Genomic DNA, 24,534 nt, shown 5'->3' on the forward strand with positions numbered 1-24,534 from the left:
AAGAATGCAAAAATATTGGGGTGCTATTTTGTTATTGGTATTACTTGTTTCCTGTAAGGAAGACAAGCCTGTTCCAGCTGTAGAAATAGCTCAAATACCTGTTGAAGAGCCTATAGTTAAACAATTTGGTTTCAATTTTGAAGATTTTAACGTGGTCCAAGATACTGTCAAAAATGGGGATAGCTTTGGTCAATTAATGCTTCAAAACAAGGTTGATTATGAGAAAGTAATTACTATTTCAGAAAAATATAGGGATACGTTCGATGTTCGAAAAATTAATGTGGGCAAACCTTACTTCATTTTAAAATCAAAGGATACCACAGCAAAAGCGGAGGTTTTTATATATCAAAATGATAAAATAAACTATACGGTTTTTGACCTTAAAGATTCCGCAAGAGTTTATAAGAGTAAACGAAAAGTTAGTTATAAAGAGAGAGAGATTGGTGGAGTAATTAAAAACTCTTTGTCATTGGATATGGACTCCTTGGGGGTAGATTATAATGTCACCTTAAATCTTGCTGACATTTATGCTTGGACCATTGACTTTTTTAGGTTGGAGAAAGGAGATCGTTTCAAAATTATTTATGATGAACGCTATATAAATGATTCGATTTACGCGGGAGTCACCCCTATAAAAGCAGCCTTTTTTGAGCACAAAGGAAGACCAATATATGCATTTCCGTATGTGGCGGATTCATTAAAGCAGCTTACAGATTACTATGATCAAGAAGCTAATAATCTACGCAGCACTTTTTTAAAGGCGCCAATTAAATTTGGTTATAGACTTTCTTCAAGATATAATTTAAGAAGAAGAATTGCTTATTATGGCTATAAAGTTCGCCCACACAAAGGAACCGACTATGCTGCTGCTATTGGTACTCCCATTGTCGCAACGGCTGATGGCACGGTCACGGAATCAAGAAGAAGGGGAGGCAACGGGAAGTATGTTAAAATAAAACATAACGGAACTTATAGCACCCAATACTTACATATGAGGGCTCAAAAAGTTAAAAAAGGTGAGTTTGTGCGCCAAGGTGATGTAATTGGTTGGGTAGGTATGACAGGAAATACTGGAGGGCCACATGTTTGTTATCGTTTTTGGAAGAATGGGAGACAAGTTGACCCTCTCCGTGAAAAACTACCTTCTGCCGACCCTCTTGCAGATTCTTTAAAAACAGCCTATTTTGAACATATTCAACCCATAAAGACACAGTTGGATTGCATTGAATATATATTGCCCAAAGAACAAGAAGAAGAGGATTTAATCACACTTAACCAACAGAATGGCACTACCCAAAATCAACCCAATAACAACTAAAGCTTGGTCCAAACTTTCTTCACACTTTGAAGAAATAAAAGAAAAACATCTTAAAGAACTTTTTAAACTAGATGCTCAACGAGCAAATAAATTCTGTGTTGAGTGGAAAGATTTCTATGTAGATTTTTCAAAAAACAGAATTACCAATGAAACTCAATCATTGTTGTTACAGCTAGCCGAAGAGGTAAAACTTAAAGAGGCTATAGACAGTTATTTTGGTGGTGAAACAATAAACCAGACAGAAGGTAGAGCAGTTTCACATACAGCCCTTCGTGCAAAAAAGGAAGACACTGTTTTTGTAGAGGGTAAGAATGTGGTACCAGAAGTATATCAGGTTAAAGAACAGATAAAAACATTTTGTGATTTTATCATTTCTGGCGAAAAAAAGGGACTTACTGGAAAACCATTTACAGATGTTGTAAATATTGGCATTGGAGGTTCAGATTTGGGGCCTGCTATGGTTACAGAGGCTTTAAAGTTTTATAAGAACCACTTAAAACTTCATTTTGTAAGCAATGTAGATGGTGACCATGTGCATGAAATCCTTAGAGAATTAAATCCGGAAACCACTTTGTTTGTGGTCGTTTCAAAAACCTTTACTACACAAGAAACGCTTAGTAATGCTACAACAATAAAAGAATGGTTTTTAAAGTATGCTTCGCAAGAGGATATTGCAGCCCATTTTGCTGCTGTTTCTACCAATACAGAAAAAATTGCCGAATTTGGGATTGCCCAAGAAAATGTATTCCCAATGTGGGATTGGGTAGGTGGTCGCTTTTCATTATGGAGTGCAGTTGGGCTATCAATCGCTTTAGCTATTGGTTATGAAAATTTTAATGAGCTATTAATGGGCGCTAATGAAATGGATATTCATTTTAAGGATACCCCATTTGAAAAAAATATTCCTGTTAATCTAGCATTGTTAAGTATTTGGTACAACAACTTTTATGGTGCAGAGACAGAGGCCATCATTCCATACACACAATATTTGCATCGTTTTTCAGCTTATTTGCAGCAAGGTATTATGGAAAGTAACGGGAAAAGTGTTGACCGTGAAGGAAATGAAACCCCATACCAAACAGGAACAATCATTTGGGGAGAGCCGGGGACTAATTCCCAGCATGCCTTTTTTCAATTAATACATCAAGGAACAAAGGTTATTCCAACAGATTTTATTGGATATAAGCAATCATTGCATGGTGATGTTGATCACCATAATAAGTTGATGGCCAATTTTTTTGCACAGACAGAAGCTTTGATGAACGGGAAAAGTCTGGAAGAGGTAAAAACCGAACTGAAGTCTAATGGTTTAGTTCAGGAAGATATTGATAGACTTGCCCCATTTAAAGTATTTGAAGGGAATAAACCCACAAACACTATTCTAATTGATAAACTCACCCCAAAGAGTTTTGGAGCACTTATTGCCATGTATGAGCATAAAATCTTTGTGCAAGGTATTATTTGGAATATTTTTAGTTACGACCAATGGGGTGTGGAATTGGGCAAACAACTTGCCAAAAACACATTAAATGATATCGAGAGTTCCGATATTGGCAACCATGATTCTTCCACAATGTCACTTTTACAAAAATTTAAGGTTTAAGTAGTATTCTTATAATTTTAAGAATCTTGTAAGCTGTTGTTTTTTAAGCTTTTAACAACTTATATATATTATATTTCTTAACGTTAAGTTAACACTTTAGCTAGTTTTATATATGACTTTTGCAAAGCTAATTAAACTATTAAACACACTAAAAATGAAAAAAATCTACTTAGTAGCTATTGCATTACTTTTTTCTGCAACGGCATTTTCACAAGGGGTTACCACATCTGCAATTGGTGGTAAGGTGACCGACAATGTTGGCGAGCCATTACCAGGTGCCAGCATAGTTGCTGTCCATGTTCCTTCAGGAACCGTTTATGGCGCCGCAACAGACTTTGATGGCTTTTATCGTATATCTGGTATGCGTACAGGAGGTCCATACAAGGTAACCATTTCTTATGTTGGTTTTAATGATGATGTAAAAGAAGGAGTCTTTTTAAACCTTGGGGCAACAGTTAGGATTAGTTCCCAAATGGCTGAATCCGCTACCGCTCTTGATGAAGTGGTTGTTACCGGAGTATCAAACGGAGTTTTTGGATCTAATAAAACAGGTACGGAAACGAACATATCGCAGCGTCAAGTCGCTACAACTCCTGCAGCTTCCCGTTCTTTAGCGGATTTTGTCCGTTTAACGCCACAAGCACAGTTAAGTGAAGGGAATGATGGTTTTTCTATCTCACTAGCGGGCCAGAACAATAGATACAATGCTATTTATGTAGACGGTGCCGTAAATAATGATGTTTTTGGTTTGGCAGGTTCTGGAACAAATGGTGGTCAAACAGGTGTTAACCCGCTATCTGTTGATGCTATCGAAACTTTCCAGATTAACATTGCTCCTTTTGATGTAAGACAATCTGGTTTCTCAGGAGGTTCTATAAACGCAGTAACTCGCTCTGGATCAAATGAGTTTGAAGGTTCTGCATATTATTTTACAAGAAATGAAAGTTTAGTAGGTAAAACACCGCCAGATTTAGTTGGTGACGGTGAGGAAAGAGAAAAAATTTCTGATTTCTCAACAAATACGTATGGTGTTCGTTTGGGTGGTCCATTAATCGAGGATAAACTATTCTTTTTCGTTAACTATGAAAGAGGTGAATCAGAAATTCCTCAACCATTTAACTTCAGTAATTATACCGGACGTGCATCAGAGGCAGACTTAGCTAATCTTAGAAACTTTGTTCAAAACACCTACAACTATGATGTAGGTATCTTTGATAACAACGCAAGTACTTTAGAAAGTAACACGCTAGTTGCAAAGTTGGACTGGAACATTAATCAAGATCACAACTTGTCACTTAGACATAGTTATGTAGGTGCTGATAACTTAGAAGCTCGTAACTCTGGAAATAGAAGTATAGGATTCCTTAACGGTTCGGAGTCTTTTGTCTCAAATACCAATTCGACTGCATTGGAACTAAACTCAAGGTTTGGAAACAAATTTTCAAATAATCTAGTAGTTGGATATACCACGGTTCGTGACGATCGTGATCCTTTAGGAGACCCTTTCCCTACGGTTAGTATTCAAGATGGTAATGGAAATATCAATTTTGGTGCTGAGCCTTTTTCAACAGCAAACCTGTTAAATACTGACTATCTAACGATAACAAACAATTTTGAGATTTATGCTGGTAGACATACCATAACATTAGGTGCTAACGCTGAATTTGCAAATGTTAAAAATCTTTTCTTTGCTTTTAACTTTGGTAGTTATAACTATGAAGACATTACTGACGATGATGGAAACTTAATAACTTCTGCATTAGATCAATTTTTAAACAATTTGGAGCCTGAAGAATACCAGCATGGTTATTCCTTGGTAGGTAGTACTGCAGTAGGTGATGAATCTGACGGTTCAGCAGATTTTAAAACCTCTCAGTTTGGTTTTTACGTGCAAGATGATTTTAACGTAACCGATGATTTTAAATTTAGTTTTGGTGCGAGAATTGATCTCCCAGTCTGGAAATCAGGACCAGTAAATGAAGACTTCAATACAACTACTATTGGTATTCTTGAAGCTGCTGGAAAAGATTTACAAGGAGCGCGTGTTGGTCAAGAAATCAGTAATGCGGTTTTCTCTCCTCGTTTAGGATTTAACTGGGATGTAAATGGAAACAGAACTACACAAATACGTGGTGGTTTAGGGGTATTCACGTCAAGACTGCCTCTAGTTTGGCCAGGTGGTACATATAATAATAATGGTATTACCGGTGGTTTCTCTGGATTTTTTAACACTAACGTCACTGAATTTGAGCCAGATGTTAATAACCAAACAAGAGCTGTTGAACCAGGTACTGGTGGTCTTAGCGGTAATGTTGACTTAATTGCCGCAGATTTTAAATTACCACAGGTAGTAAAGTATAACATAGCTGTAGATCAAAAGCTTCCTTTCTGGGGATTAATTGCTTCTGTAGATTTCTTGTATACTGATGTTATTACCGATATCTATTACGAAAACTTAAACATACCTGCCTCAATAGGTAATTATGAAGGGGCTGATAATAGACCATTTTATACCAGAAGTTTTGGGGATTTATTGGATAACACGTACGGTAGAATCATTTTAGCATCCAATACAGGTGGAGGAAATGCAACTAATGCAACTTTCACTTTAAGAAAGCCATATGAAAATGGTTTTGCAGGTTCGGTTTCTTACACTTACGGTGAATCTAATAAGATTTTTGACGGTACATCTTCTCAAAACAGTTCACAATGGAGAAACATTCAAACGGTAAATGGTAAGAACTCTGATTTACCAGTTACAAGATCAGACTTTGCTTTGGGTAACAGAATTACTGCAAATGCTTCTTACGAGTTTAAGTGGAACGATAACATTAAGACAACGGTGGCACTTTTCTATGAAGGTGTTCAGAGTGCTCCTTACAGTTTTATTTATAGAGATACTCGTGACTTATTAAACGATGATTCTCGTGATAATGCATTAATCTATATACCAAGGGATGCTAGTGAAATCCAATTTTCTGGGGATGCTGCTGAGCAAGCTGCTAAATGGCAACAGTTAAATACGTTCATCAATAGTATAGACTATCTTAATGAAAACAGAGGTGGTTATGCAGAACGTAATGCCGTAAGAGGACCATGGAGCCATGTAGTTGATTTTAAATTATTACAGGATTTTTCACTTAAGTTTGGTGAAAAAACACATACCCTACAGTTATCTGCAGATATTTTCAACTTTACCAACTTGTTGAACAAGAATTGGGGAAAACGTAAATTTATACGAGGAAACGTTAGCCCTTTAACTACAGTATCTACAGATGGCGCTATACCGGTTTTTGATATTAATTCGGGAGCATACAACGATGATGGGACTCCGAACATAGAAGAATTGGATGATTTTGGTCTTCAATCTTCAAGATGGCAAGCACAGTTGGGTGTTAGATACATCTTCAACTAAAACCTTGCTATTAATATAATTTTTGAACCCCGCTTTTGCGGGGTTTTTTATGTTTAAAGAATTCGTATTTTTAGACATCAAATATCATCTATGGAAATCATACAAAACCTTCATTCTTACCTAGCTTATGTTGTACTTGCTATTCTTGTTTTAGCTGTTATTAACGCTTTTATGGGTTGGTTAGGCAAAAAGGAATTTCAATTTGATAAGGATTTAAGAATAAGCCTATTTGCTTTAATTCTTAGCCATATTCAGTTGTTGATAGGGTTGGTTTTATACTTTACATCTGCAAATGGTTTAAAAGCCATACAAACTTTAGGGATGGGAGGATTAAATGCACCCGCACGACTGTTGGCCTTAGAGCATCCGTTTATTAATATTATTGCTCTTGCGTTGATTACAATAGGTTGGTCACGTCATAAAAAGAAAATGGAAGATGCTGCTAAATTTAAGAGTATCGCTATCTTTTATGGTTTGGGGCTATTACTTATTCTTAGCAGGCTACCATGGAGTCAATGGTTTAACTAAGGTTACTTTACTACTGTAATTTTGTAATTAATAAGCGGGTCACTTTCAAAAACTGCAAAGGGTACAATATCCTGGGAAACTCCATCATAACTTATAGCTTGCGCTTCTAATAAGAATAAACCGCATTGATCTGGCACTCCATGTTTTAAGTTGATTACCAATTCATCGGTTTCGTTATCATTTAAATTCAGCAACCAAGTATTTTCTCCTTCATCTCCAAATAATTGAAGTACAATAATATCTTTTACAGAATCTGGTAAACTTAAAAATTGGGTTTCGTCAAAAACTACCGGGCGTATAATAAATCCGTCTTTTTCCGCAGTAATATCCAAACCATTATAAGTGCCATTGGCAATTAGATTGGCACCATTACTATCAACCAATTCTATATAAATAGATTGAGTAACTACATCTACAGAAGACCCTTCGGGCAGTGCACAAGGATTACCATCATCTGTACTACAAGATAATATTAGTGTAAATGCTGCAATGTATAAAACAATCTTTTTCATAGCTGTTTTTATCCAAGATGCTAAAAATCGATAGCGTTGCGTTTAGCAAAGTGTTAATTATGTTCTTTTATCAGGTAAAGATAAACTGGAAAATGATCAGCATATCCCCCTTGATAAGTAGTGCCTACATAAGTTCGATAGGGATAGCCTTTGTACCGGCCATTTGGAGTTTTAAGGTAATTGGGACTAAATACTCCAGCTTTCCAAAAAGAGTAACTATCTTTTTTATTCTTGACTAGGTTGGATGTAAAAAAGAATTGGTCAAATAGATTCCACTTGTCTCTGTAGGCTAAAGAACCTACACCCTTCTTATATAGTTTTTCCATTGGATTATATAAAGATGTGCTATCCAATTGCTTTATTTTCCCACGTGTTTTTAAAACCTTTTTAAAGCTGTTATCACGTGGGTCATCATTAAAATCACCCATGCTAATAATCTTTGCGGTAACGTCCAACCGTTGAATAGAGTCTATGATGCGCTTATTTAATTCTGCAGCCTTTTTTCTATAAGGTTTGCTTCTTGCTTCACCACCACTTCTGGAAGGCCAATGGTTTATGATAAGGTAAACTTGCCCATCATCCAGAAGACCGCTAACAACAAGTTGGTCCCTAGTATAATCACGATGCCCTTCTTCATTGAATAGTAGCAAACGATGACTTTTAAAAGTGTCTGGTAGAAAAGATGCTTTTTTATACAAGAGGGCAACATCGATACCTCTTTCGTCAGGAGAATCAAAGTGAATGAACCCATAGTCCTTTTCCTTGAGGTTTTGGTGCTGCACTAAATCTGTAAGTACTGCTGCTTTTTCGACCTCACATAATCCAATAATATCTGGGGAAGTACTCGTAATATCTTTTCCAATTTCAGAAAGTACTTTAGAAATATGATTTATCTTCTTTTGATAGCGTTTTTGGGTCCAGTGGTAACTCCCAAGTGAGGTTCTCTCGTCATCAAAAATTAGAGTATCATTTATGGTGTCAAATAGATTTTCTACATTGTAGAAGGCAATAGTTCTAATCTTATATGTTTTTTTAGTTTGTCCAAACAGGAAAAAAGGAAGTAAAAAAAATAAAGAATAAAGAACTCTCATTGAAGTATAAAAATAGAATAACAATTTAAGGTTTTGTCAAAAATCCAAGTTTTTTCTGACATTTTATTGTAACATTGAATGAGACATAACCATTGCATGCGTATACTTTTCTTGTTTTTTTGCATATCCTTTTCAGGCTATGCTCAAGAAACATTGACAGTTTCTGGAATAATATCAAAGGCTGCCATCAAAGAACCCCTTGACAACGTATCAATTTCAATTGAGGGCACTAGCGAGACCAGTCTGTCTAATTCTCAAGGTGAATTTTCATTAACTACAGCTTTGGTAGGGGCTTATATTTTAAAAATTTCTGCTCCATATTATACTACAAAACGCCTGCCTATTTTATTAGAAACTACAGATGTGGAATTGGGATTAATTTTCCTTACCAGTGATGTTACTTTTGAACAAACTGATAATCTGATTACGTTAACGGAATCAGATTTATCTGATGATGATGAAACGGTGTCTTTGTCCGCTGGATTATTGCAAGCAACTAGAGATGTCTTTTTAAATAGGGCTGCTTTCGATTTTGGTCAAGCATTTTTTAGGGTTCGTGGCTATGATTCCCAAAACGGTCAAGTACTTATCAATGGGATAAGAATGAACAAATTTTTTGATGGACGTCCACAATGGAATAACTGGGGAGGGCTTAATGATATAATCAGGAATCAAGAATTTTCTAACGGTTTAGAGGCTTCAGACTTTACTTTTGGCGGTATATTAGGAAACACCAATATCAATACCCGACCTTCAAATCTTAGGCCAGGGATTCGATTATCTTCCTCTGCTTCAAATAGAACTTATTTTGGACGGCTAATGGCCACCTATACATCTGGTCTAAATACCAATGGACTGGCATATACATTTTCCGCTTCCAGGAGGTGGGCCAAAGAAGGTTATATAGATGGTACTTTATATGATGCTTATTCCATGTTTGGCGGTTTGGAATATCAATTAGATGACAAGAATACATTTATGCTAAGTACTATTTTGGCAAAGAACAGGAGAGGGCGTTCCTCTGCCATAACCGAGGAAGTCTTTGAATTGGTTGGAAATAAATATAACCCATATTGGGGTAACCAAAATGGGGACATCCGTAACTCTAGGGAGCGGGATATTTTTGAGCCAATAGTAATGCTTAATCATTATTATGAATCCAAAAAAATAAAAGTCACTTCGGGTGTATCTTATCAATTTGGAACCAATGCGCGCAGTCGTTTAGGCTATTTTAATGCACCTAATCCAGAACCTACCTATTATAGATATTTACCAAGTTTTTATATAAACAACCCAATAGGTGCTGATTTTACCAATGCGGCTCTGGCACGGGAAGGCTTTTTAAAGAATAGACAAGTTAATTGGGGAAATTTCTATCAAGCCAACAGTAATGGTAAGGCTGCATATGTTTACTATAATGATACGGTGGATGATACCCAAATCTCACTTTCAACGGTAGCAAACCTCAATATAAATCAACACTTTAAAATTGATTTTGGAATTAATTATCACAAGCTAGATTCTGAAAATTATGCAGAAATACAGGATTTGTTAGGAGCTGATTTCCACGAAGACATAGACCCTTTCTCGGACACACAAAATGATATTAATGGTTACCTAACTAAAAATGAGAATGACATTTTTAGTTATCATTATGAAATGAATGCAACTCTTCTCAATGGTTTTGCGCAACTGAGCTTTGAAAGACAAAAGTGGTTGGGCTTTATTTCTGGAACAGTTTCAAATACTAAATATCAAAGAAATGGCTTGTTTCAAAACGAAAGATTTGTCGAAAATTCACTGGGCGAAAGCGAAGAAATAAGTTTTTCCAACTATGGACTTAAAGGTGGATTAACCTATAAGATTACAGGTAGGCATTGGCTCAAGGCAAATGGAGCTTATATTAATAGAGCGCCAGTATTACAAAATAGCTTTGTTAATCCTAGAGAGAACAATGCGATTGTCCCTGATATTCAAAGTGAAACCGTTTCAACTGTCGATGTAAATTATTTTCTTCGTCTTCCAGATGTTACTGGAAGGATCTCAGGTTTCTATACCAGGTTCCAGAACACTACGGATATAAATTTCTTTTTTGTTGATTCTGGGGTAGGTTCGGACTTTGTACAGGAAGTGCTTACAGATTTGGATAAATTACATATGGGAATTGAGCTTGGTTTAGAATATCAATTATCATCCCAAGTAAAGCTTTCGGCCGTTGCAAATGTTGCCAAATACCTTTACGCAAGTAACCCATCGGTTACGATAAATTTTGATACTGCTGGGGCGGAAGAAGATTTAATCGATCTTGCGGGCAATATCGATTTGGGTGCAGCGAACATTAAGGATTACCGTTTAGCCCAGGGTCCACAACAAGCGTTTGCTTTAGGTATAGAGTACCGCGACCCAAAATATTGGTGGATTGGTGCTACGGCAAATTATTTAGCTAATAATTATGCAAATATTTCTACGATAACTAGAACACAAAGTTTCTTTTTTGACCCAGATACAGGTGAGCGATTTTCTAACGCAACTGATGAGAATGTTGCCAATCTGTTAAGGCAATCAAAATTGGACGATTTCTATTTGTTGAATTTGGTGGGAGGAAAATCTTGGTTAAAAAACGGAAAATACATTAGTGTATTTGCAAGCATAAATAATGCTTTTGATACTGTTTTTAGAACAGGAGGCTATGAACAGAGTAGAAACGGAAATTTTGGGCAATTGCAACAGGACAGTTTGCGTGATAATCCGTCTTTTGCACCAAAATATTGGTATGGCTTTGGTAGAACTTACTTTTTAAACTTGGCAATAAGTTTTTAAAACAAAACGTCATTTCGACCATAGGGAGAAACCTCAAAAGTGGATTTCTCATTTTATTCAAAATGACGGCATAAATGAAAGAGAATTGAAAAGACAAATTTTTATACTCGTATTTTTAATAATACTAACCGATTCTTGTGTTAAAAACACAGAATTTGATTCTATTTCCAGTGCTTGTTCAGATAACCTTATTGCTAACGCAACTTTTGCCCAGGTAAAAGATTTGTATCAAGATGAATTGGTACAGATACAAGAAGATTTAATAATAGAAGGTTATGTAATATCTTCTGACAAAGCTGGAAACTTTTTTAGCGTACTCCATTTTCAAGATAGTCCAACTGACCCAACAGAAGGATTTCAGATAGAGATTGATTTAAGAGAATCTCATTTGTTTTTTGAAGTTGGGAGTAGAATACTGATTAAGTTAAAAGGCTTATATCTAGGGCAAAGCAGAGGGGTTTTTAAATTGGGAGGAACTTTTGCAGCTTTTGGCACTACATCTGTTGGAAGATTACCGGCATTAAAAATTCCAGAACATATTTTTTTGAGTTGTGATAACATTGTAGAAGTACAGCCAAGCAAATCTAGCATTACTGACTTAAGAGCAAATCAGGTAAACACATTGATACAGATTGATAGTTTGGAATTTATAGTGGATGAGTTTGGATTACCTTTTGCGGAGCTTCGCGAAGAAACAGAACGTACTTTAAGGGATTGTAATGGTGATGAAGTTAAAGTGCTCAATTCGGGTTTTTCAGATTTCCAGAGCGAAATACTTCCAGAAGCCAATGGCACAATTACGGCTGTCTTGCTTCAAGAGAATACAGATTTTTTATTGGTTATTCGAGATTTGGATGACATCAATTTTTCAAACCAACGTTGTGTAGAATCACAGACAACGTCAACCCAGATTTTCTTTTCAGAATTGGCAGATCCGAATAATAATTCTAGTGCCCGTTTTGTTGAATTGTATAATGCTTCTTCTGAACCGATTGATTTAGAAGGGTGGTCATTAAGACGTTATACCAATGCGAACACAGAGGTAAGCTCAACCATTGATTTAACAGGGCTTAATATTGGGGCAGAAAGTACATTCGTAATCTCTCCAAATGCCCAAGAGTTTGAACTGGTTTATGGTTTTCCTCCAGATTTAGGAGTTTCCACTAACAGTCCAGCAGATTCCAATGGAGATGATAATTTAGAATTGGTAGACCCTTTTGGAACTGTGATTGATGTTTTCGGAGTAGTTGGAGAAGACGGCTCTTCTACCAACCATGAATTTGAAGATGGAAGGGCAGTAAGAAATTTAGAAATCTCAGAAGCAAATGCCATCTACACCTTTTCTGAATGGACAATCTTCAACGATATGGGTAATGCAGGTACTACTAATCTGCCTCAAAATGCTCCAGAGGATTTTACCCCTGGTAGTAGGGAATAAAAAACCGCTTAATCAAAGAGAGAAAGCGGTTTACAGGTATGTATAAAAATTCTATTCTTCTTCTGGGAAAAGGTTATCGTTCATTATTTCTTCCATTTGCAACACATGGCGCTCCGTATGGCCAGAAGTAAAAAGCAATAGTTGGTAGGCATCAACGGTACCAAAAGGAAGATTGGAATTAAATCTGTTTCTTAAATCATCTTGAGTGGTCTTTACATATTCTATATGCTCTGCCCTTTTCTTTGCAAAAGCCGCTACAGTTGCATCATGGTCTCCAAATTTTCCACTTGGCTCAAAAGGCTCACTGGTTTTAACTTTATTACTACGGTCTATGATGATGGTAACCAATTGGTCATCACTCATTTTTACAGAGTCCTTAAGTACAGGATTGTTTCCTGTGGCAACAGTTTGCTTAATTAGACCGCTAAACGTATTTTCAGAAATAGCAAGATGTTCTACACATTCTGCAATAGACCATGCTTCTTCCGCAGGTTGAAACTCTAATTGTTCTTCAGTTAAACCATCAAGGACTTCCATCATGTGGTCTCTGGTTTTTGTCAAATGCTCAATTGCCTTTTCGCGCTCTTGTTCGGTAATGCCGTAATCTTCAGTAGTAAAACTGAATAATAGAATGACAACTACTAGTAAAATTAATTTTTTCATTGTGATAGACTTTAGTGTTAGGGATTACTTGAATAACGATTGTAAAGATAAAGATTGGACATCTCTACGGATTTTTTTAGTTATTTAAGACAATAATACAGTTAAATATCTTAATCTGCTGGCGCTCCAATAATTTCATTCAACTGTTTGGGCATTATAGGTTTTAGGATGTAATTGCTCACAAGCTTAAATTCTTTTGCTTTTTGCAAATCTGCGGGATCTATAGAAGAGCTAACTACATAGAGTAAAATATCTCCTTCGTTCAAATTTGGGATACTCATAAATTCTTCTAAAAAATCCCAACCGTTCATTACGGGCATGTTAATGTCCAAGAAAATAACATCGGGTAGTTTTTTTCCTTCTTTCAAGTAATTTTGCATTCCTTCAATTGCTTCCTTTCCATTTTTATAAACAACGATGTCGTCACAAAAACGCACTTCTTGCATTATTCTACGAGTACCGTAGATAAAAATATCGTCATCATCAATTATACATGCAGAGCTAATTTTCTTCATAATACTGGCTTTTCATATTTCATAATAAACGTTGTCCCCACGTCTACGCTACTTTCTATTTCTATTTTTCCACGCATGGCCTCTATTTGATTTTTGGTTATAAAGAGCCCAATGCCTTTTGCATCCTTATGTTTGTGAAAGGTTTTAAACATGCCAAAGACCCGAGTTCCATAACGGTCTAGGTCTAAGCCCAATCCATTATCAACAAATGTCACAATGATTTTTCCATTTTCTTCTTTTGATTCTACTTTGATTTTAAGTTTCCGCTTAGGTGAGCTGTATTTCATGGCATTTGTGAATAGATTTAGCAAAATACTGTCCAAATAAGCAGGAACTACATTTACAAAGTGATTCTTGGGAATGTCTATTTTTAGAAAAGGGTTAATTTCGTTAATCTGTGCTTCTAAATTTCTTAAGACCCCATAAACGGATTTCTCTAAATTTATTGGTTTCATTTTTTCAAGGGTACTGGTACGTACCTGTACTACCTCGTTCAAATGTGAAACCGTTTCTGTTAAACCACCAGAAGCAGATTTAAGCATGGCTTTAATTTTGTCAACTTCTTCTATGTTTTCTTCTTTAATCAAAAAATCTATCAACATGGACATATTGGTAGAATGCGATCTTAAATTATGCGAAACAATATGGGCAAAGTTTAAAAGGCTTTTGTTTTGCTCACGGGTGACCTTTAAATAGTCTTGAAGCTTATGCTCACTTTCCACCATTTTGGATAGATCCACAATTTGGGATATTACATGTGAAAGATGGCCCTCTACCCCATGAACAGCTGTAACTGTTAGTAATACGTGAACTATACTGTTATTCTTGTGGAAATAGCGCTTATTTATTTGGTAGCTTTCCCTATTGCCATTTATTAAATCATGCAATAAGTCTATATCCTTACCCAAATCCTCTGGGTGGGTGATGTCTTGAAAAGTTAATTTCAATAATTCGTCTTTATCATAACCAAGGCTTTTACAGATGCTCTTGTTTACTTGAATCCACTTTCCGTCCAGACCAACCAAGGCCATTCCTATTGTGGAGTTCTCAAAAGCTCCAACAAATGATTCTTCACTTCGCTGCAATTGAAGTTGGGTGGTTTTTAAGTCGGTAATGTCCCAATTGGTACCTAACATTTTAGTAGGGTTCCCTTTACCATCTCTTTCTACGTTAGCAAAGGCTTTAATATGGTGTATGTTACCGTTGGGCTTAACTATTCTAAAAGTGGTGTCGAATTCTTTTTCACCTTTTAGAGCCATTTCCAATTCCTGTTGCCCACGTTCTTTATCTTCAGGATGAATGCTCGACTCCCATGCATCTACAGCTCCTGAAAAGTCAGCTCTTTTTATACCATAAAGCGAAAACATATTATCATCCCAAATAAGTTCATTTTCAATAGGGTTATATTGCCATATTCCTATTTTTGCCACTTTGGCGGCAAGTGCCAAGCGTTCCGATGTTTCCGTATATTTTAATTGAGCTCTTTTTTTCTGGTCTATATCTTGAAAAGTTCCAAAAAGCCGTATAGGTTTTCCATTTACACGCTCTGCTTCTCCTTTTGCTCTAACCCAAACTTCATTCCCTTTGGCTGTAACGATTATAAGTTCTGTGTCCCAAGGTATTCCCTCTGCTATGGCCTTATTTACCAATTCTGAAATATGTTCTCGATACCTACCTTCTTTATAGAAATTGATTCCTTCTTCTAAGGTAGGCTCATAATCTTCACTGGTTTCATGGATTTCCCTGGTTATATCTGACCAAATAACAGAATTATCTTTAAGGTCTACCTCCCAATATCCAATTCTAGCTACTCTTTTTGCCTTGTTAATAAGCTCCTCTCTCTTTTTTCTCTTGGTAATATCTTCAATGCTGACGAGTTTATAGTCTTCATTGGCGATTACAACAGAATCCACTTTCCATTTTAACCATTTAACAAGTCCATCATCAAAAGTTACTTTTTCACTAATGTAATTTGAATGTCCACTTTCCTCAATTTCAGCAAGTATTGATGAAAACTTGGAAGCAAGCAGTGGTAATGCCTCAAAAATTTTTCCCCCTAATAAGTCTTCTTTGTTTTTTCCAAATTGTTTGCACCATTCACTGGAGCATTCTACAAAACAGTCCCTACGGTCCAATAGGGCAACGGGCAATGACAATTGCGATAGAATTGAAAAATCTATATTAGTTTTGGGATTGACCATGTATTATTTAATTCACGTGAAATTAAGAAAAATCGACAATAAGTAGGAAATTACTTAACTCTTTATGATAGAAACGCTCATTTTGCATGACTTATTATAAATTTAAAAACCGATATTTATAACTGGAATATTGTACAATAAATGAACACTGCAGAGGTTTTTTTTGAAGCCATTAGAAAAGGAGATCTAGATAAAGTAGAAAAATTACTTAAAGGAACTCCTGGACTAATTGAAATAAAGGACAAAAGGGGCTCTACACCACTTATTTTGGCCGCTTATTATAACCACGCTCCAGTTGTGGAGCTTCTTCTTAAGAAAGGAGCAAATGGCAATGGAAAAGATGAGTCAGGGAATACTCCACTAATGGGGGTTTGTTTTAAAGGATATAACAATATCGCAAAGATTTTGATTGAGGCTGGCTCAGATGTTAACCATATAAATGCAATGGGCTCTACTTGCCTTATCTATGCAGTAACATTTAATCATCCAGAGATAGTAAAACTTTTACTGGATAATGGTGCAGATGCAAATATTAGGGATGCCAAAGGGAACACTGCATTAGACCATGCAAAAGTAATTGGTTCTAGACCGCTAATTGAACTACTTGAAAATACCCCAAATAGCTAATGGAGAATGAGCTTAAGGTCGCATTGATACAATCCCATTTACTTTGGGAAAACCCTGAAGCGAACAGAAAAGTTTTTTCAGAAAAAATAAACTCAATCACTTCTGCAATAGATTTAATTATTTTACCAGAGATGTTTACCACTGGTTTTACAATGAAACCAGAAAATATTAATGTCGGGGAAGGGGATGAAACTTTGGATTGGATGAAAAAGGAAGCTTCTAAAAAACAAACTGCTATTATGGGTAGCGTAGTTTTTAAAGAAGGTAAACGATTCTACAACCGTCTATTTTTTGTCTACCCGAACGGAAAGGTAGACAAGTATGATAAAAAGCACACTTTTACTTTAGCTGGGGAACATAAAATTTATGAATCGGGAAAGTCAAAAACGAGTGTTGATTTTAAAGGATTTAAAATTTGTCCCCTTATTTGCTATGATCTTAGATTCCCTGTTTGGGCAAGAAATACAGAAGACTATGATGTTTTAATTTATGTTGCCAATTGGCCTAAGCCCAGAATTGAAGCTTGGGATACTTTATTAAAAGCACGGGCCATTGAAAATATGAGTTACTGTATTGGTGTTAACAGGATAGGTTTAGATGGTTTGGGCCATGAATATTCTGGCCATTCTGCGGTTTACGATGTTTTGGGCAAGCGTTTGGTATATTCAGAAAAAGAAGAAGTTTTATACGGATTCTTATCCAAGGAACATATAAAGTTAAATAGGGATAAGTTAAAATTTTTGGAAGACAGAGATCATTTTAATTTGTTATGACAAAGGTTTCGTTTTTTTCCCAATTTGCCCGTATTTCAATAATATCAGGATAGTATTTAATGACCTCCGGTTGAATTTTTTTAAGGTAATTTCCCGTATCCCATTTTCCATTTTTGTTTTCATCAAAAATGATTCGAATACCATAGTTTTTTGGTTCTAGGTTATTAAATTCAAAGGTTTTTGGTTGTTCCGCATAAATTTCACGAAGTTTTTCACCCTTTTCATCGGTTAACTCAACAATTACTGGATAAGTTACTTCACCGGATAAACTTAGACTTAGATTTCCATAATCAGCGTAGCTTCCCGTGGAAAGATTAGACACCAAGGTATCATTTTGCAATCCAAAAAAGTCTTCAATAGCACCTGGTAAAAGCACTATATTATATTTCTGATTGTCGGTTAATTCAAAATCAAAGTCAACTTTATTGATGATGGAATCCAATCGAACTTTATATGTTATTTGTAAAGTGTCTTTATCCAGAACTGCAATTTTTGTGGTATCAATTTTAATGATTGGAGTGTTGGCCAAAATGTGAAAGGATTCTTCAAAATTTAACTTCCCCCTATGGCTTGGCGCCAGCTGTAATGAATCGGAAGGGAGCTTTCTGGTTTTTACCGTAAAAGTATCTATAAGCTCTTTCTTTTCGTTAGTGATGGTGAAAATTATAGAGTCTAAATCGGTAGGGGTAAGCCAGTAGTCTATAGTGTCTTTTTCACGGTTTTTAGTCATTAATGTTTTTACAGAATCGGGCAATGATGTCAATGTTTCAATCTTAAAATCATCTTTTGAGCCTTGATAACCGAAAATAATGTGATTTTTAGCAACATAACTAGGGACAGAAATACTGTAGTCAGGGTTTTCTTTAAAAAGATTCAACAAATAAATACTGTCCGTTGGTATACGTATGGTATCTGTTAAAAAACCAATTTTATCGGCCCTTTGATCAAACACATTGTTTTTACCCTCATCTTTTATGGCAACCAATGCATATTCCCCTGCTTTTAAATTTTTTAATGAGAACAATGGAAGGCTATCCAATGTATTTGTGATATAATTGGGCGGATATTTGTAGATGGTAGAGTCATTATAAATACTGTCAATTTCGTAAAGCATGACACTCACAAACTGCTCTGCGCTTCTTTTGTAAGCATCTTTTATAGCGCCAGTAAGAGAAAGGGAATCAATATAATCCCCAGTAGAAAAAACATAGGACAAAAAGCTATTGGGGTTTCCTTCATTATTATCCACAATGCTTTGTCCAAAATTAATAGTGTAGGTAGTGTTTTCTCGTAAAGTATCCTTAAACGTAATTTCTATGAATTTGCTTGCAACACCTTGTGGCTTTATTTCTGGGATATATTTTAAAGGTGGGGAGACAACCAATTGGTTTTGAACATCCTGTAGCTTTATATATTCATCAAAATAAAGTTTGATTTTCTTTTTGTCAAAATTAATACTCAGGTTTTCTGGATCGGTCTTAAGGAGGACGGGAGGAGTAATGTCTTTATCCCCACCAGATGGAGTGCCCCTTCTTGCACATTGCCAAAGGGCAAGTGTAATAAAAAACAGAAAAAGCAAACTAAAAATCTTTTTCAAGAAGGGCATAAAATCAAATTGATAAACAAATAAACAACATCTTCCAGTATTATAGAATTAATGACTTTCAATTTTAGAAAACTTTGATAGTTAAAGTATCATTAAAAGTTTAAGGGACTATAGCCATGGAAGCTACATAAAGTTCTAAGCCTTCAATTTTTAATAAAGCAGAACCACAGGATTCAATAGTCGCACCAGTGGTAATAACATCGTCTACCAATAGAACTTTTTTGTTCTTCAAAAGCTCAAAGTCGGATATTTTATATAGTTCCTTTGTGCTCATCCACCTGTTGAATCGGCTTTTCTTCGTTAATGTTTTAGTATTGGCCGTTTTGATCAATATATTTTTTAGAAATGGAACTCCTAGTTGTTTTGCGAGCTGTTCACCAAAAGCATCAACTTGGTTATACCCTCGTTTTTTAAGTTTTTTATGGTGTAGCGGTACTGGAATTACCATATCTATGCCTTCTAACCCTCCTTGTTCTTTTAAAATTTCTCCGTACCAAGTACCTAAAAAATCCCCTATCAGTTCTTGGTTTTTATATTTTAAATGATGCAAAAGTTGTTTTACAATACCATTTTGGGAGAAAAAAAGGAAGGCTCCAGCCTTTTTAACAGGAATTCTCCCATAAAATATACGGTCTACCCTGTTCTCTTTCAGAAAGTTATCATCGGTAATCGGTAAATCATTTCGACAAACGGTACACAGTAGGTGTTCTCCTCTATATAATTGGGTATTACATCCAAAACAAAGCTTTGGCAATAGGATGTAGTTAATATCGTTTATTATCTTTGAAAACCTGTAGTATGTCAAATCTTTACCTACTGAATTAGCTTCTTATCGATGGAATCTCAAGATACTAAATTCAATTATAAAATAATTCTTACGGCATTAGTTGCGGTCATTATCGCTATTCTAATCGCTTTCTACTACAGTTATGCCCAATCTACTTCTCAATTAAAGTATTTAGAAGACGAGAAAGAACTCTTGGTAAAGGATTTGACATTAATGAAAGTTGAGGTAGATAGGTTATCTGGTCTTAATGAAGTTAATGATATAGAACTACAGACATCGCGCACTCGTGTACAACAGCTTTTAGATTCGGTAGGTAGGTTAAACTTCAGTATCGTTAAACTTAAAGAAAGCCAAAAACGACTCCGAGTTTTGGAACTAAGGTTTGATAGTTTAAAAGTGAAGAACAATTTCTTACGTTATAACAATAGCCTTTTAGTGGATAAGTATGAAAAAACGCGTAGAGAGATTCAAGAATTAAGAGGGAAAACCACCTCATTGGAACAGGCTGAAGCCTTACAGCGCCAAAAAAACAAAGAATTGGCTAAAGAACTCAAAGTAAAGAGTTATTTAAAAATGAGCAATGCTGAGGGAGCGGGCTTCCGTTTGCGTGCTGGCAGACCTCTAAATACCAATAAGGCGTCCACAATTGAAAAACTTCGTGGTTGTGTTACCGTTCTCGGCAATCCAAATGAAAGAGGAAATGTAAAAGTTATTTATTTCCAATTTTTAGGACCCAATATGACCATTATTGAAGATAATGCAACAACTGTTTCTGTTGGGGGTAATACTTACAGTAAGCGAGTGGAACTGGTTTACTTGGGTAAAGAAATCAGCGTTTGTGATGCAATTACGGTTCCAGAAGGTTCTTTGGAAGAAGGCATTTATACCTTAAATGTTTTTGAGGATGAGCGCCTACTTTCCTCTACAGAATTTCAATTAAAATAAACTTCACTCTTTTTGACCATTGTACTATTTTTGCCCAATGGCAAATCAAGAAGATATTTTCAAGAAGGTAATTTCACATGCTAAGGAATACGGTTATGTATTTCAATCCAGTGAAATTTATGATGGGTTAAGTGCTGTTTATGACTATGCCCAAAATGGGGTAGAACTCAAAAAGAATATTCGAGAATATTGGTGGCAGGCGATGGTACAACTCAATGACAATATCGTTGGTTTGGACTCGGCCATTTTTATGCACCCTACCACTTGGAAAGCCTCTGGCCATGTTGATGCTTTTAATGATCCTTTAATTGATAATAAAGATTCAAAAAAACGTTACCGTGCGGACGTTTTGGTAGAAGACTATGTGGCTAAAATTGAAGCTAAGATTGATAAGGAAGTAGCTAAAGCGGCTAAACGTTTTGGTGACAGCTTTGATAAAAAACAGTTTTTGGAAACCAATGGACGTGTAGTTGGTTATCAAGAAAAGGCAGATGGAATCCTAAAGCGTTTGGGAAAATCTTTGGAAAATGAAGATTTGGCTGATGTAAAAGCATTGATTGAAGAATTGGAAATCGCTTGTCCACTCTCTGGCTCTAAAAATTGGACCGATGTAAAGCAATTTAATCTCATGTTCGGTACAAAACTAGGAGCTTCGGCGGATTCAGCAATGGATTTATACTTACGCCCAGAAACAGCGCAAGGAATTTTCGTGAACTTTCTGAATGTTCAAAAGACGGGTCGAATGAAAATTCCATTCGGGATTGCCCAAACCGGAAAAGCTTTTCGTAACGAAATTGTGGCGCGCCAGTTTATCTTTAGAATGCGTGAGTTTGAACAGATGGAGATGCAATACTTCATAAAACCAGGCACTCAACAAGAATGGTATGACACTTGGAAAGAAAAGCGAATGAACTGGCACTTATCGTTAGGAATGGGTGAGGATAATTACCGTTTTCATGACCATGAAAAATTGGCTCACTATGCAGATGCCGCTGCAGATATCGAATTTAAATTCCCATTTGGGTTTAAAGAATTAGAAGGTATTCACTCAAGAACTGATTTTGATTTAAGTCAGCACGAAAAACATTCAGGTAAAAAGCTCCAGTATTTTGACCTAGAGGAAAATAAAAGCTATGTGCCTTATGTATTAGAAACCTCAATAGGTTTGGACCGAATGTTTCTAGCGGTATTCTCTAATTCACTTCAAGAGGAGGAGTTGGAAAACAACACTACAAGAACGGTTTTAAAGTTACCTGCAGTTTTAGCACCAACCAAAGCAGCTATACTTCCTTTGCTCAAACGAGATGGCTTACCAGAAGTTGCTAAAAAATTGGTTGATGAATTGAAGTGGGACTTGAACGTGGCCTATGACGAAAAAGACGCCGTAGGGCGTCGCTACCGTCGTCAAGATGCCAATGGAACCCCATTTTGTGTTACTGTAGACCACCAGACTTTAGAGGATGACACTGTCACCATTCGTCACCGCGATACTATGGAACAACAGCGCGTAAAACTCTCTGAAGTAAAAGGTATTATCGCCAAAGAAGTTGATATGCGAGAATGGTTAAAACGTATCTAAAACCTAATATTTCCTTTTTTGAAGGAGGACACTAACAAAGTTAGAAAAATAAAAAAACCATGGCCCACGAAAGATGCCATGGAACAGATTTACGAGCAAAAACTTTGGGGAGATAATCATACCCAATTTTATTCTGGGAAGGGTTCGCATGAACCAGAAATTGTAAATCCTTACCTAAAAGCTGTCACCTCTTTTTTAACTTCCTTTAAAAATCCAATTATAGTATGTGATTTAGGCTGTGGGGATTTTAACGTGGGCAAGCAATTGGTAAAACATGCTGAAAAGTATGTTGCAGTAGATATTGTCCCCGAACTAATTGCATATAATAAAGAAAATTTTAGAGCAGAAAACTTAGAATTCCACTGTTTAGATGTTGCAACCACTGATTTGCCCCCTGGAGATTGCGCATTGCTGCGACAAGTATTGCAACATTTGTCCAATGCTGAAATTCAAAATATAGTTTCCAAGCTGGTAAATTTTAAATATGTAATTGTAACAGAACACTTACCCAACGGTGATTTTATACCTAATAAGGATATTATCTCAGGACAAGGAATTCGATTAAATAAGAAAAGTGGGGTGAACCTATTAGCTCCGCCATTTAATTTAAAAATAAAGGAGAAAACAGTATTATCTTCTGTTGTTTTAGAGGATGGGAAAGGTGTTGTTGATACGAGTTTATACAAAACTTAAAGAATAATAACCACTACTCGGATTAACCTTAAATGAAAACTGAGGGAGTAAATTTTATTTATTGACGGTGATGACCAAAACAAAGAATATAGCCGTCTAAATCTTCAATTTCAAAATCCCTGTTTCCATATTCAGTGTTTTGTAAACTTTTAATGATTGAAACTCCTTTCTCTGAAAACTCTTCAAATAATACATCTGCATTATCAACCCATATATAAGCATCCCAGGCTTCTTGACCTTTAGTATGCCAGCCGGATTCTATAAAAGGAACCCTATTGGGTCTAGACAGGTTTTTTTGCTTTAACTGCCTTAAAAGCACACTAAAATTATCACGACTTAAAATCGCAAAAAAAGGTCCTTCACCAATCCAGTCGATATTGAAGCCTAACTTTTTTTGAGTAGAAATCAATAGATTCCTTAACATTTTCAACAATAAATTGAATTCCAATTCTGTTCATGGTATTTAATAATTGCTCAAAGTCACAGGCGTATGCTACACCATCGGCTTTGGCTATGGCTTCGTGGCCAGCGCCAGACATTTTTTAGTTAATTGAAGTTAGGAAAAAATGACCAAGCGGGGAACCATGAGTTATAGCCATTGTTAGGCAGCGTTAGAATCTCTTTAATCTTCCGACATTACCATAAATTACTTCCATTTTTTCAAACTGTTTTATTCCATAGTGCATTTCACGATGACAATTTGGACATAATGCAACGGCGTTTTCAATCACATCTGGACCTCCGTCAGCCAGCCTAACTACGTGATGAACTTCTAAAAATTCCACCCCGCCAACAGACTTGAATGGAGCTTTGTTATTGCATAATTCACAAACTCCTTTTGCTATTTTTAATACCCAAGCTTTTACTGAAGGGTCTCTATCGTAAACTATACCTTCTGAGATTGACTTTTTCGGTTTAATTTTACCTCTAGGTTCTGATAGCTTAGTTTTGGATAGCTCCTGATTAACCTTGGACTCAACTATAACAGAATGGTTAATTGGTCTATTCTCAATTTTACTAAGAATTGACTCCATTCTTGTAACTATATTGTGTCCAGCATTTGATAGAGGTGAAAGTCCCTTAAGCCATTGTCTACCATGTAGAGCTAAAACATAAGAGATATTGGACATCCGATACTCAAATGCATTAGCATCGCGACCGTGTTTCAATGCTAATTCTCGATAAGTCTTAGCTTTATTGAGTTTCTCGCCATTTCTGGTTTTTTCGAGCATGAATATGTAAGCCTCAATAGCAGATTTTAACTCGTCATCTTTCCATGGTTTGCTCATGACTTACTCGATTATACTACCTAACAATTGTATATATATCTTTTATGTACGGAACTAAGATAACCAAAACCAACGCTATTTTACTTTAAGCATAAGCATTCCTAATGATAGAATAAACCAAAAAAATTAGT

20 protein-coding genes are annotated in these 24,534 nt (G+C 35.9%); 11 read left to right on the forward strand and 9 right to left on the reverse strand.

The features are described 5' to 3' along the window. Positions 1-4 precede the first annotated feature (4 nt). From AACP56_RS05215 to AACP56_RS05230, 4 genes are all read left to right on the forward strand, one after another. A complete protein-coding gene (locus tag AACP56_RS05215; RefSeq protein WP_339336529.1) occupies positions 5-1,318 on the forward strand; it encodes a M23 family metallopeptidase in 1,314 nt (437 codons plus the stop codon). After that, a complete protein-coding gene (gene pgi, locus AACP56_RS05220; RefSeq protein WP_339336531.1) occupies positions 1,284-2,921 on the forward strand; it encodes a glucose-6-phosphate isomerase in 1,638 nt (545 codons plus the stop codon). The genes AACP56_RS05215 and pgi overlap by 35 nt, the downstream gene beginning before the upstream one ends. A gap of 154 nt (positions 2,922-3,075) precedes the next feature. Beyond that, a complete protein-coding gene (locus AACP56_RS05225; protein ID WP_339336533.1) occupies positions 3,076-6,336 on the forward strand; it encodes a TonB-dependent receptor in 3,261 nt (1,086 codons plus the stop codon). A gap of 90 nt (positions 6,337-6,426) precedes the next feature. Beyond that, positions 6,427-6,864, forward strand: coding sequence for a hypothetical protein (locus AACP56_RS05230; RefSeq protein WP_339336535.1), 438 nt, complete (start codon positions 6,427-6,429; stop codon positions 6,862-6,864). Between the two features lie 2 nt (positions 6,865-6,866). Here AACP56_RS05230 and AACP56_RS05235 read toward each other — a convergent pair whose 3' ends face one another. After that, complete coding sequence (locus tag AACP56_RS05235) at positions 6,867-7,376, reverse strand: hypothetical protein (RefSeq protein ID WP_339336537.1); 510 nt, start codon at positions 7,374-7,376, stop codon at positions 6,867-6,869. A gap of 53 nt (positions 7,377-7,429) precedes the next feature. Beyond that, positions 7,430-8,467: an endonuclease/exonuclease/phosphatase family protein gene (locus AACP56_RS05240; RefSeq protein ID WP_339336539.1), complete on the reverse strand. Its 1,038-nt coding sequence runs from the start codon at positions 8,465-8,467 to the stop codon at positions 7,430-7,432. Between the two features lie 96 nt (positions 8,468-8,563). On the opposite strand from AACP56_RS05240, the gene AACP56_RS05245 reads away from it, so the two are divergent. Next, positions 8,564-11,287 carry a carboxypeptidase-like regulatory domain-containing protein gene (locus AACP56_RS05245; protein WP_339336542.1) on the forward strand — a complete coding sequence of 908 codons (2,724 nt, stop codon included), beginning with the start codon at positions 8,564-8,566 and terminating at the stop codon, positions 11,285-11,287. A gap of 85 nt (positions 11,288-11,372) precedes the next feature. Then, complete coding sequence (locus tag AACP56_RS05250) at positions 11,373-12,725, forward strand: DUF5689 domain-containing protein (protein WP_339336544.1); 1,353 nt, start codon at positions 11,373-11,375, stop codon at positions 12,723-12,725. Between the two features lie 51 nt (positions 12,726-12,776). On the opposite strand, the gene AACP56_RS05255 is transcribed toward AACP56_RS05250, so the two are convergent. The 3 genes from AACP56_RS05255 to AACP56_RS05265 form a co-directional block, all read right to left on the reverse strand. Next, the gene (locus AACP56_RS05255) at positions 12,777-13,388 is read right to left on the reverse strand and encodes a DinB family protein (protein ID WP_339336546.1); all 612 of its coding nucleotides are present in this window, start codon (positions 13,386-13,388) and stop codon (positions 12,777-12,779) included. Positions 13,389-13,498: 110 nt separating this feature from the next. Continuing rightward, the gene (locus AACP56_RS05260; RefSeq protein WP_339336548.1) at positions 13,499-13,903 is read right to left on the reverse strand and encodes a response regulator; all 405 of its coding nucleotides are present in this window, start codon (positions 13,901-13,903) and stop codon (positions 13,499-13,501) included. Continuing rightward, entirely contained in the window at positions 13,900-16,104 is a 2,205-nt protein-coding gene (locus AACP56_RS05265; RefSeq protein ID WP_339336550.1) for a PAS domain-containing sensor histidine kinase, read from the reverse strand. The genes AACP56_RS05260 and AACP56_RS05265 overlap by 4 nt, the downstream gene beginning before the upstream one ends. A gap of 141 nt (positions 16,105-16,245) precedes the next feature. Between AACP56_RS05265 and AACP56_RS05270 the strand changes: the two genes are divergently transcribed. Beyond that, on the forward strand, positions 16,246-16,731 hold the full coding sequence (locus tag AACP56_RS05270; protein ID WP_339336552.1) for an ankyrin repeat domain-containing protein: 486 nt from the start codon (positions 16,246-16,248) through the stop codon (positions 16,729-16,731). Continuing rightward, positions 16,731-17,504, forward strand: a complete 774-nt coding sequence (locus AACP56_RS05275) for an amidohydrolase (protein ID WP_339336554.1) — start codon at positions 16,731-16,733, stop codon at positions 17,502-17,504. The genes AACP56_RS05270 and AACP56_RS05275 overlap by 1 nt, the downstream gene beginning before the upstream one ends. Here the strand turns inward: AACP56_RS05275 and AACP56_RS05280 are convergent. Then, positions 17,491-19,110: an Ig-like domain-containing protein gene (locus AACP56_RS05280; RefSeq protein ID WP_339336556.1), complete on the reverse strand. Its 1,620-nt coding sequence runs from the start codon at positions 19,108-19,110 to the stop codon at positions 17,491-17,493. The genes AACP56_RS05275 and AACP56_RS05280 overlap by 14 nt on opposite strands. Before the next feature lie 100 nt (positions 19,111-19,210). Further along, positions 19,211-19,864 (reverse strand): ComF family protein, encoded by a 654-nt coding sequence (locus AACP56_RS05285; RefSeq protein ID WP_339336558.1) that lies wholly within the window; start codon positions 19,862-19,864, stop codon positions 19,211-19,213. An 81-nt stretch (positions 19,865-19,945) separates the two neighbouring features. Here AACP56_RS05285 and AACP56_RS05290 point away from each other — a divergent pair, with 81 nt between their 5' ends. From AACP56_RS05290 to AACP56_RS05300, 3 genes are read left to right on the forward strand one after another with little or no spacing between them, the layout of a single operon-like run. After that, positions 19,946-20,842 (forward strand): hypothetical protein, encoded by an 897-nt coding sequence (locus AACP56_RS05290; protein WP_339336560.1) that lies wholly within the window; start codon positions 19,946-19,948, stop codon positions 20,840-20,842. Positions 20,843-20,879: 37 nt separating this feature from the next. After that, the gene (locus AACP56_RS05295) at positions 20,880-22,421 is read left to right on the forward strand and encodes a glycine--tRNA ligase (protein ID WP_339336562.1); all 1,542 of its coding nucleotides are present in this window, start codon (positions 20,880-20,882) and stop codon (positions 22,419-22,421) included. 18 nt (positions 22,422-22,439) lie between these two features. After that, positions 22,440-23,114, forward strand: coding sequence for a class I SAM-dependent methyltransferase (locus AACP56_RS05300; protein ID WP_339336564.1), 675 nt, complete (start codon positions 22,440-22,442; stop codon positions 23,112-23,114). Between the two features lie 58 nt (positions 23,115-23,172). Here the strand turns inward: AACP56_RS05300 and AACP56_RS05305 are convergent, their stop codons facing one another. Together AACP56_RS05305 and AACP56_RS05310 are read right to left on the reverse strand one after the other, a co-directional pair. Further along, complete coding sequence (locus AACP56_RS05305) at positions 23,173-23,538, reverse strand: hypothetical protein (protein ID WP_339336566.1); 366 nt, start codon at positions 23,536-23,538, stop codon at positions 23,173-23,175. A 187-nt stretch (positions 23,539-23,725) separates the two neighbouring features. Then, positions 23,726-24,403: an HNH endonuclease gene (locus tag AACP56_RS05310; protein ID WP_339336568.1), complete on the reverse strand. Its 678-nt coding sequence runs from the start codon at positions 24,401-24,403 to the stop codon at positions 23,726-23,728. Positions 24,404-24,534: the final 131 nt, after the last annotated feature.

It is taken from the genome of Croceitalea sp. MTPC6 (assembly GCF_036985525.1).
Lineage (GTDB): Bacteria > Bacteroidota > Bacteroidia > Flavobacteriales > Flavobacteriaceae > Croceitalea.

Coding starts and splice junctions, on each gene's coding strand:
- AACP56_RS05215 (WP_339336529.1), top strand. CDS start 5: ATGCAAAAATATTGGGGTGCTATTTTGTTATTGGTATTACTTGTTTCC.
- pgi (WP_339336531.1), top strand. CDS start 1,284: ATGGCACTACCCAAAATCAACCCAATAACAACTAAAGCTTGGTCCAAA.
- AACP56_RS05225 (WP_339336533.1), top strand. CDS start 3,076: ATGAAAAAAATCTACTTAGTAGCTATTGCATTACTTTTTTCTGCAACG.
- AACP56_RS05230 (WP_339336535.1), top strand. CDS start 6,427: ATGGAAATCATACAAAACCTTCATTCTTACCTAGCTTATGTTGTACTT.
- AACP56_RS05235 (WP_339336537.1), bottom strand. CDS start 7,376: ATGAAAAAGATTGTTTTATACATTGCAGCATTTACACTAATATTATCT.
- AACP56_RS05240 (WP_339336539.1), bottom strand. CDS start 8,467: ATGAGAGTTCTTTATTCTTTATTTTTTTTACTTCCTTTTTTCCTGTTT.
- AACP56_RS05245 (WP_339336542.1), top strand. CDS start 8,564: ATGCGTATACTTTTCTTGTTTTTTTGCATATCCTTTTCAGGCTATGCT.
- AACP56_RS05255 (WP_339336546.1), bottom strand. CDS start 13,388: ATGAAAAAATTAATTTTACTAGTAGTTGTCATTCTATTATTCAGTTTT.
- AACP56_RS05260 (WP_339336548.1), bottom strand. CDS start 13,903: ATGAAGAAAATTAGCTCTGCATGTATAATTGATGATGACGATATTTTT.
- AACP56_RS05265 (WP_339336550.1), bottom strand. CDS start 16,104: ATGGTCAATCCCAAAACTAATATAGATTTTTCAATTCTATCGCAATTG.
- AACP56_RS05270 (WP_339336552.1), top strand. CDS start 16,246: ATGAACACTGCAGAGGTTTTTTTTGAAGCCATTAGAAAAGGAGATCTA.
- AACP56_RS05275 (WP_339336554.1), top strand. CDS start 16,731: ATGGAGAATGAGCTTAAGGTCGCATTGATACAATCCCATTTACTTTGG.
- AACP56_RS05280 (WP_339336556.1), bottom strand. CDS start 19,110: ATGCCCTTCTTGAAAAAGATTTTTAGTTTGCTTTTTCTGTTTTTTATT.
- AACP56_RS05290 (WP_339336560.1), top strand. CDS start 19,946: ATGGAATCTCAAGATACTAAATTCAATTATAAAATAATTCTTACGGCA.
- AACP56_RS05295 (WP_339336562.1), top strand. CDS start 20,880: ATGGCAAATCAAGAAGATATTTTCAAGAAGGTAATTTCACATGCTAAG.
- AACP56_RS05305 (WP_339336566.1), bottom strand. CDS start 23,538: ATGTTAAGGAATCTATTGATTTCTACTCAAAAAAAGTTAGGCTTCAAT.
- AACP56_RS05310 (WP_339336568.1), bottom strand. CDS start 24,403: ATGAGCAAACCATGGAAAGATGACGAGTTAAAATCTGCTATTGAGGCT.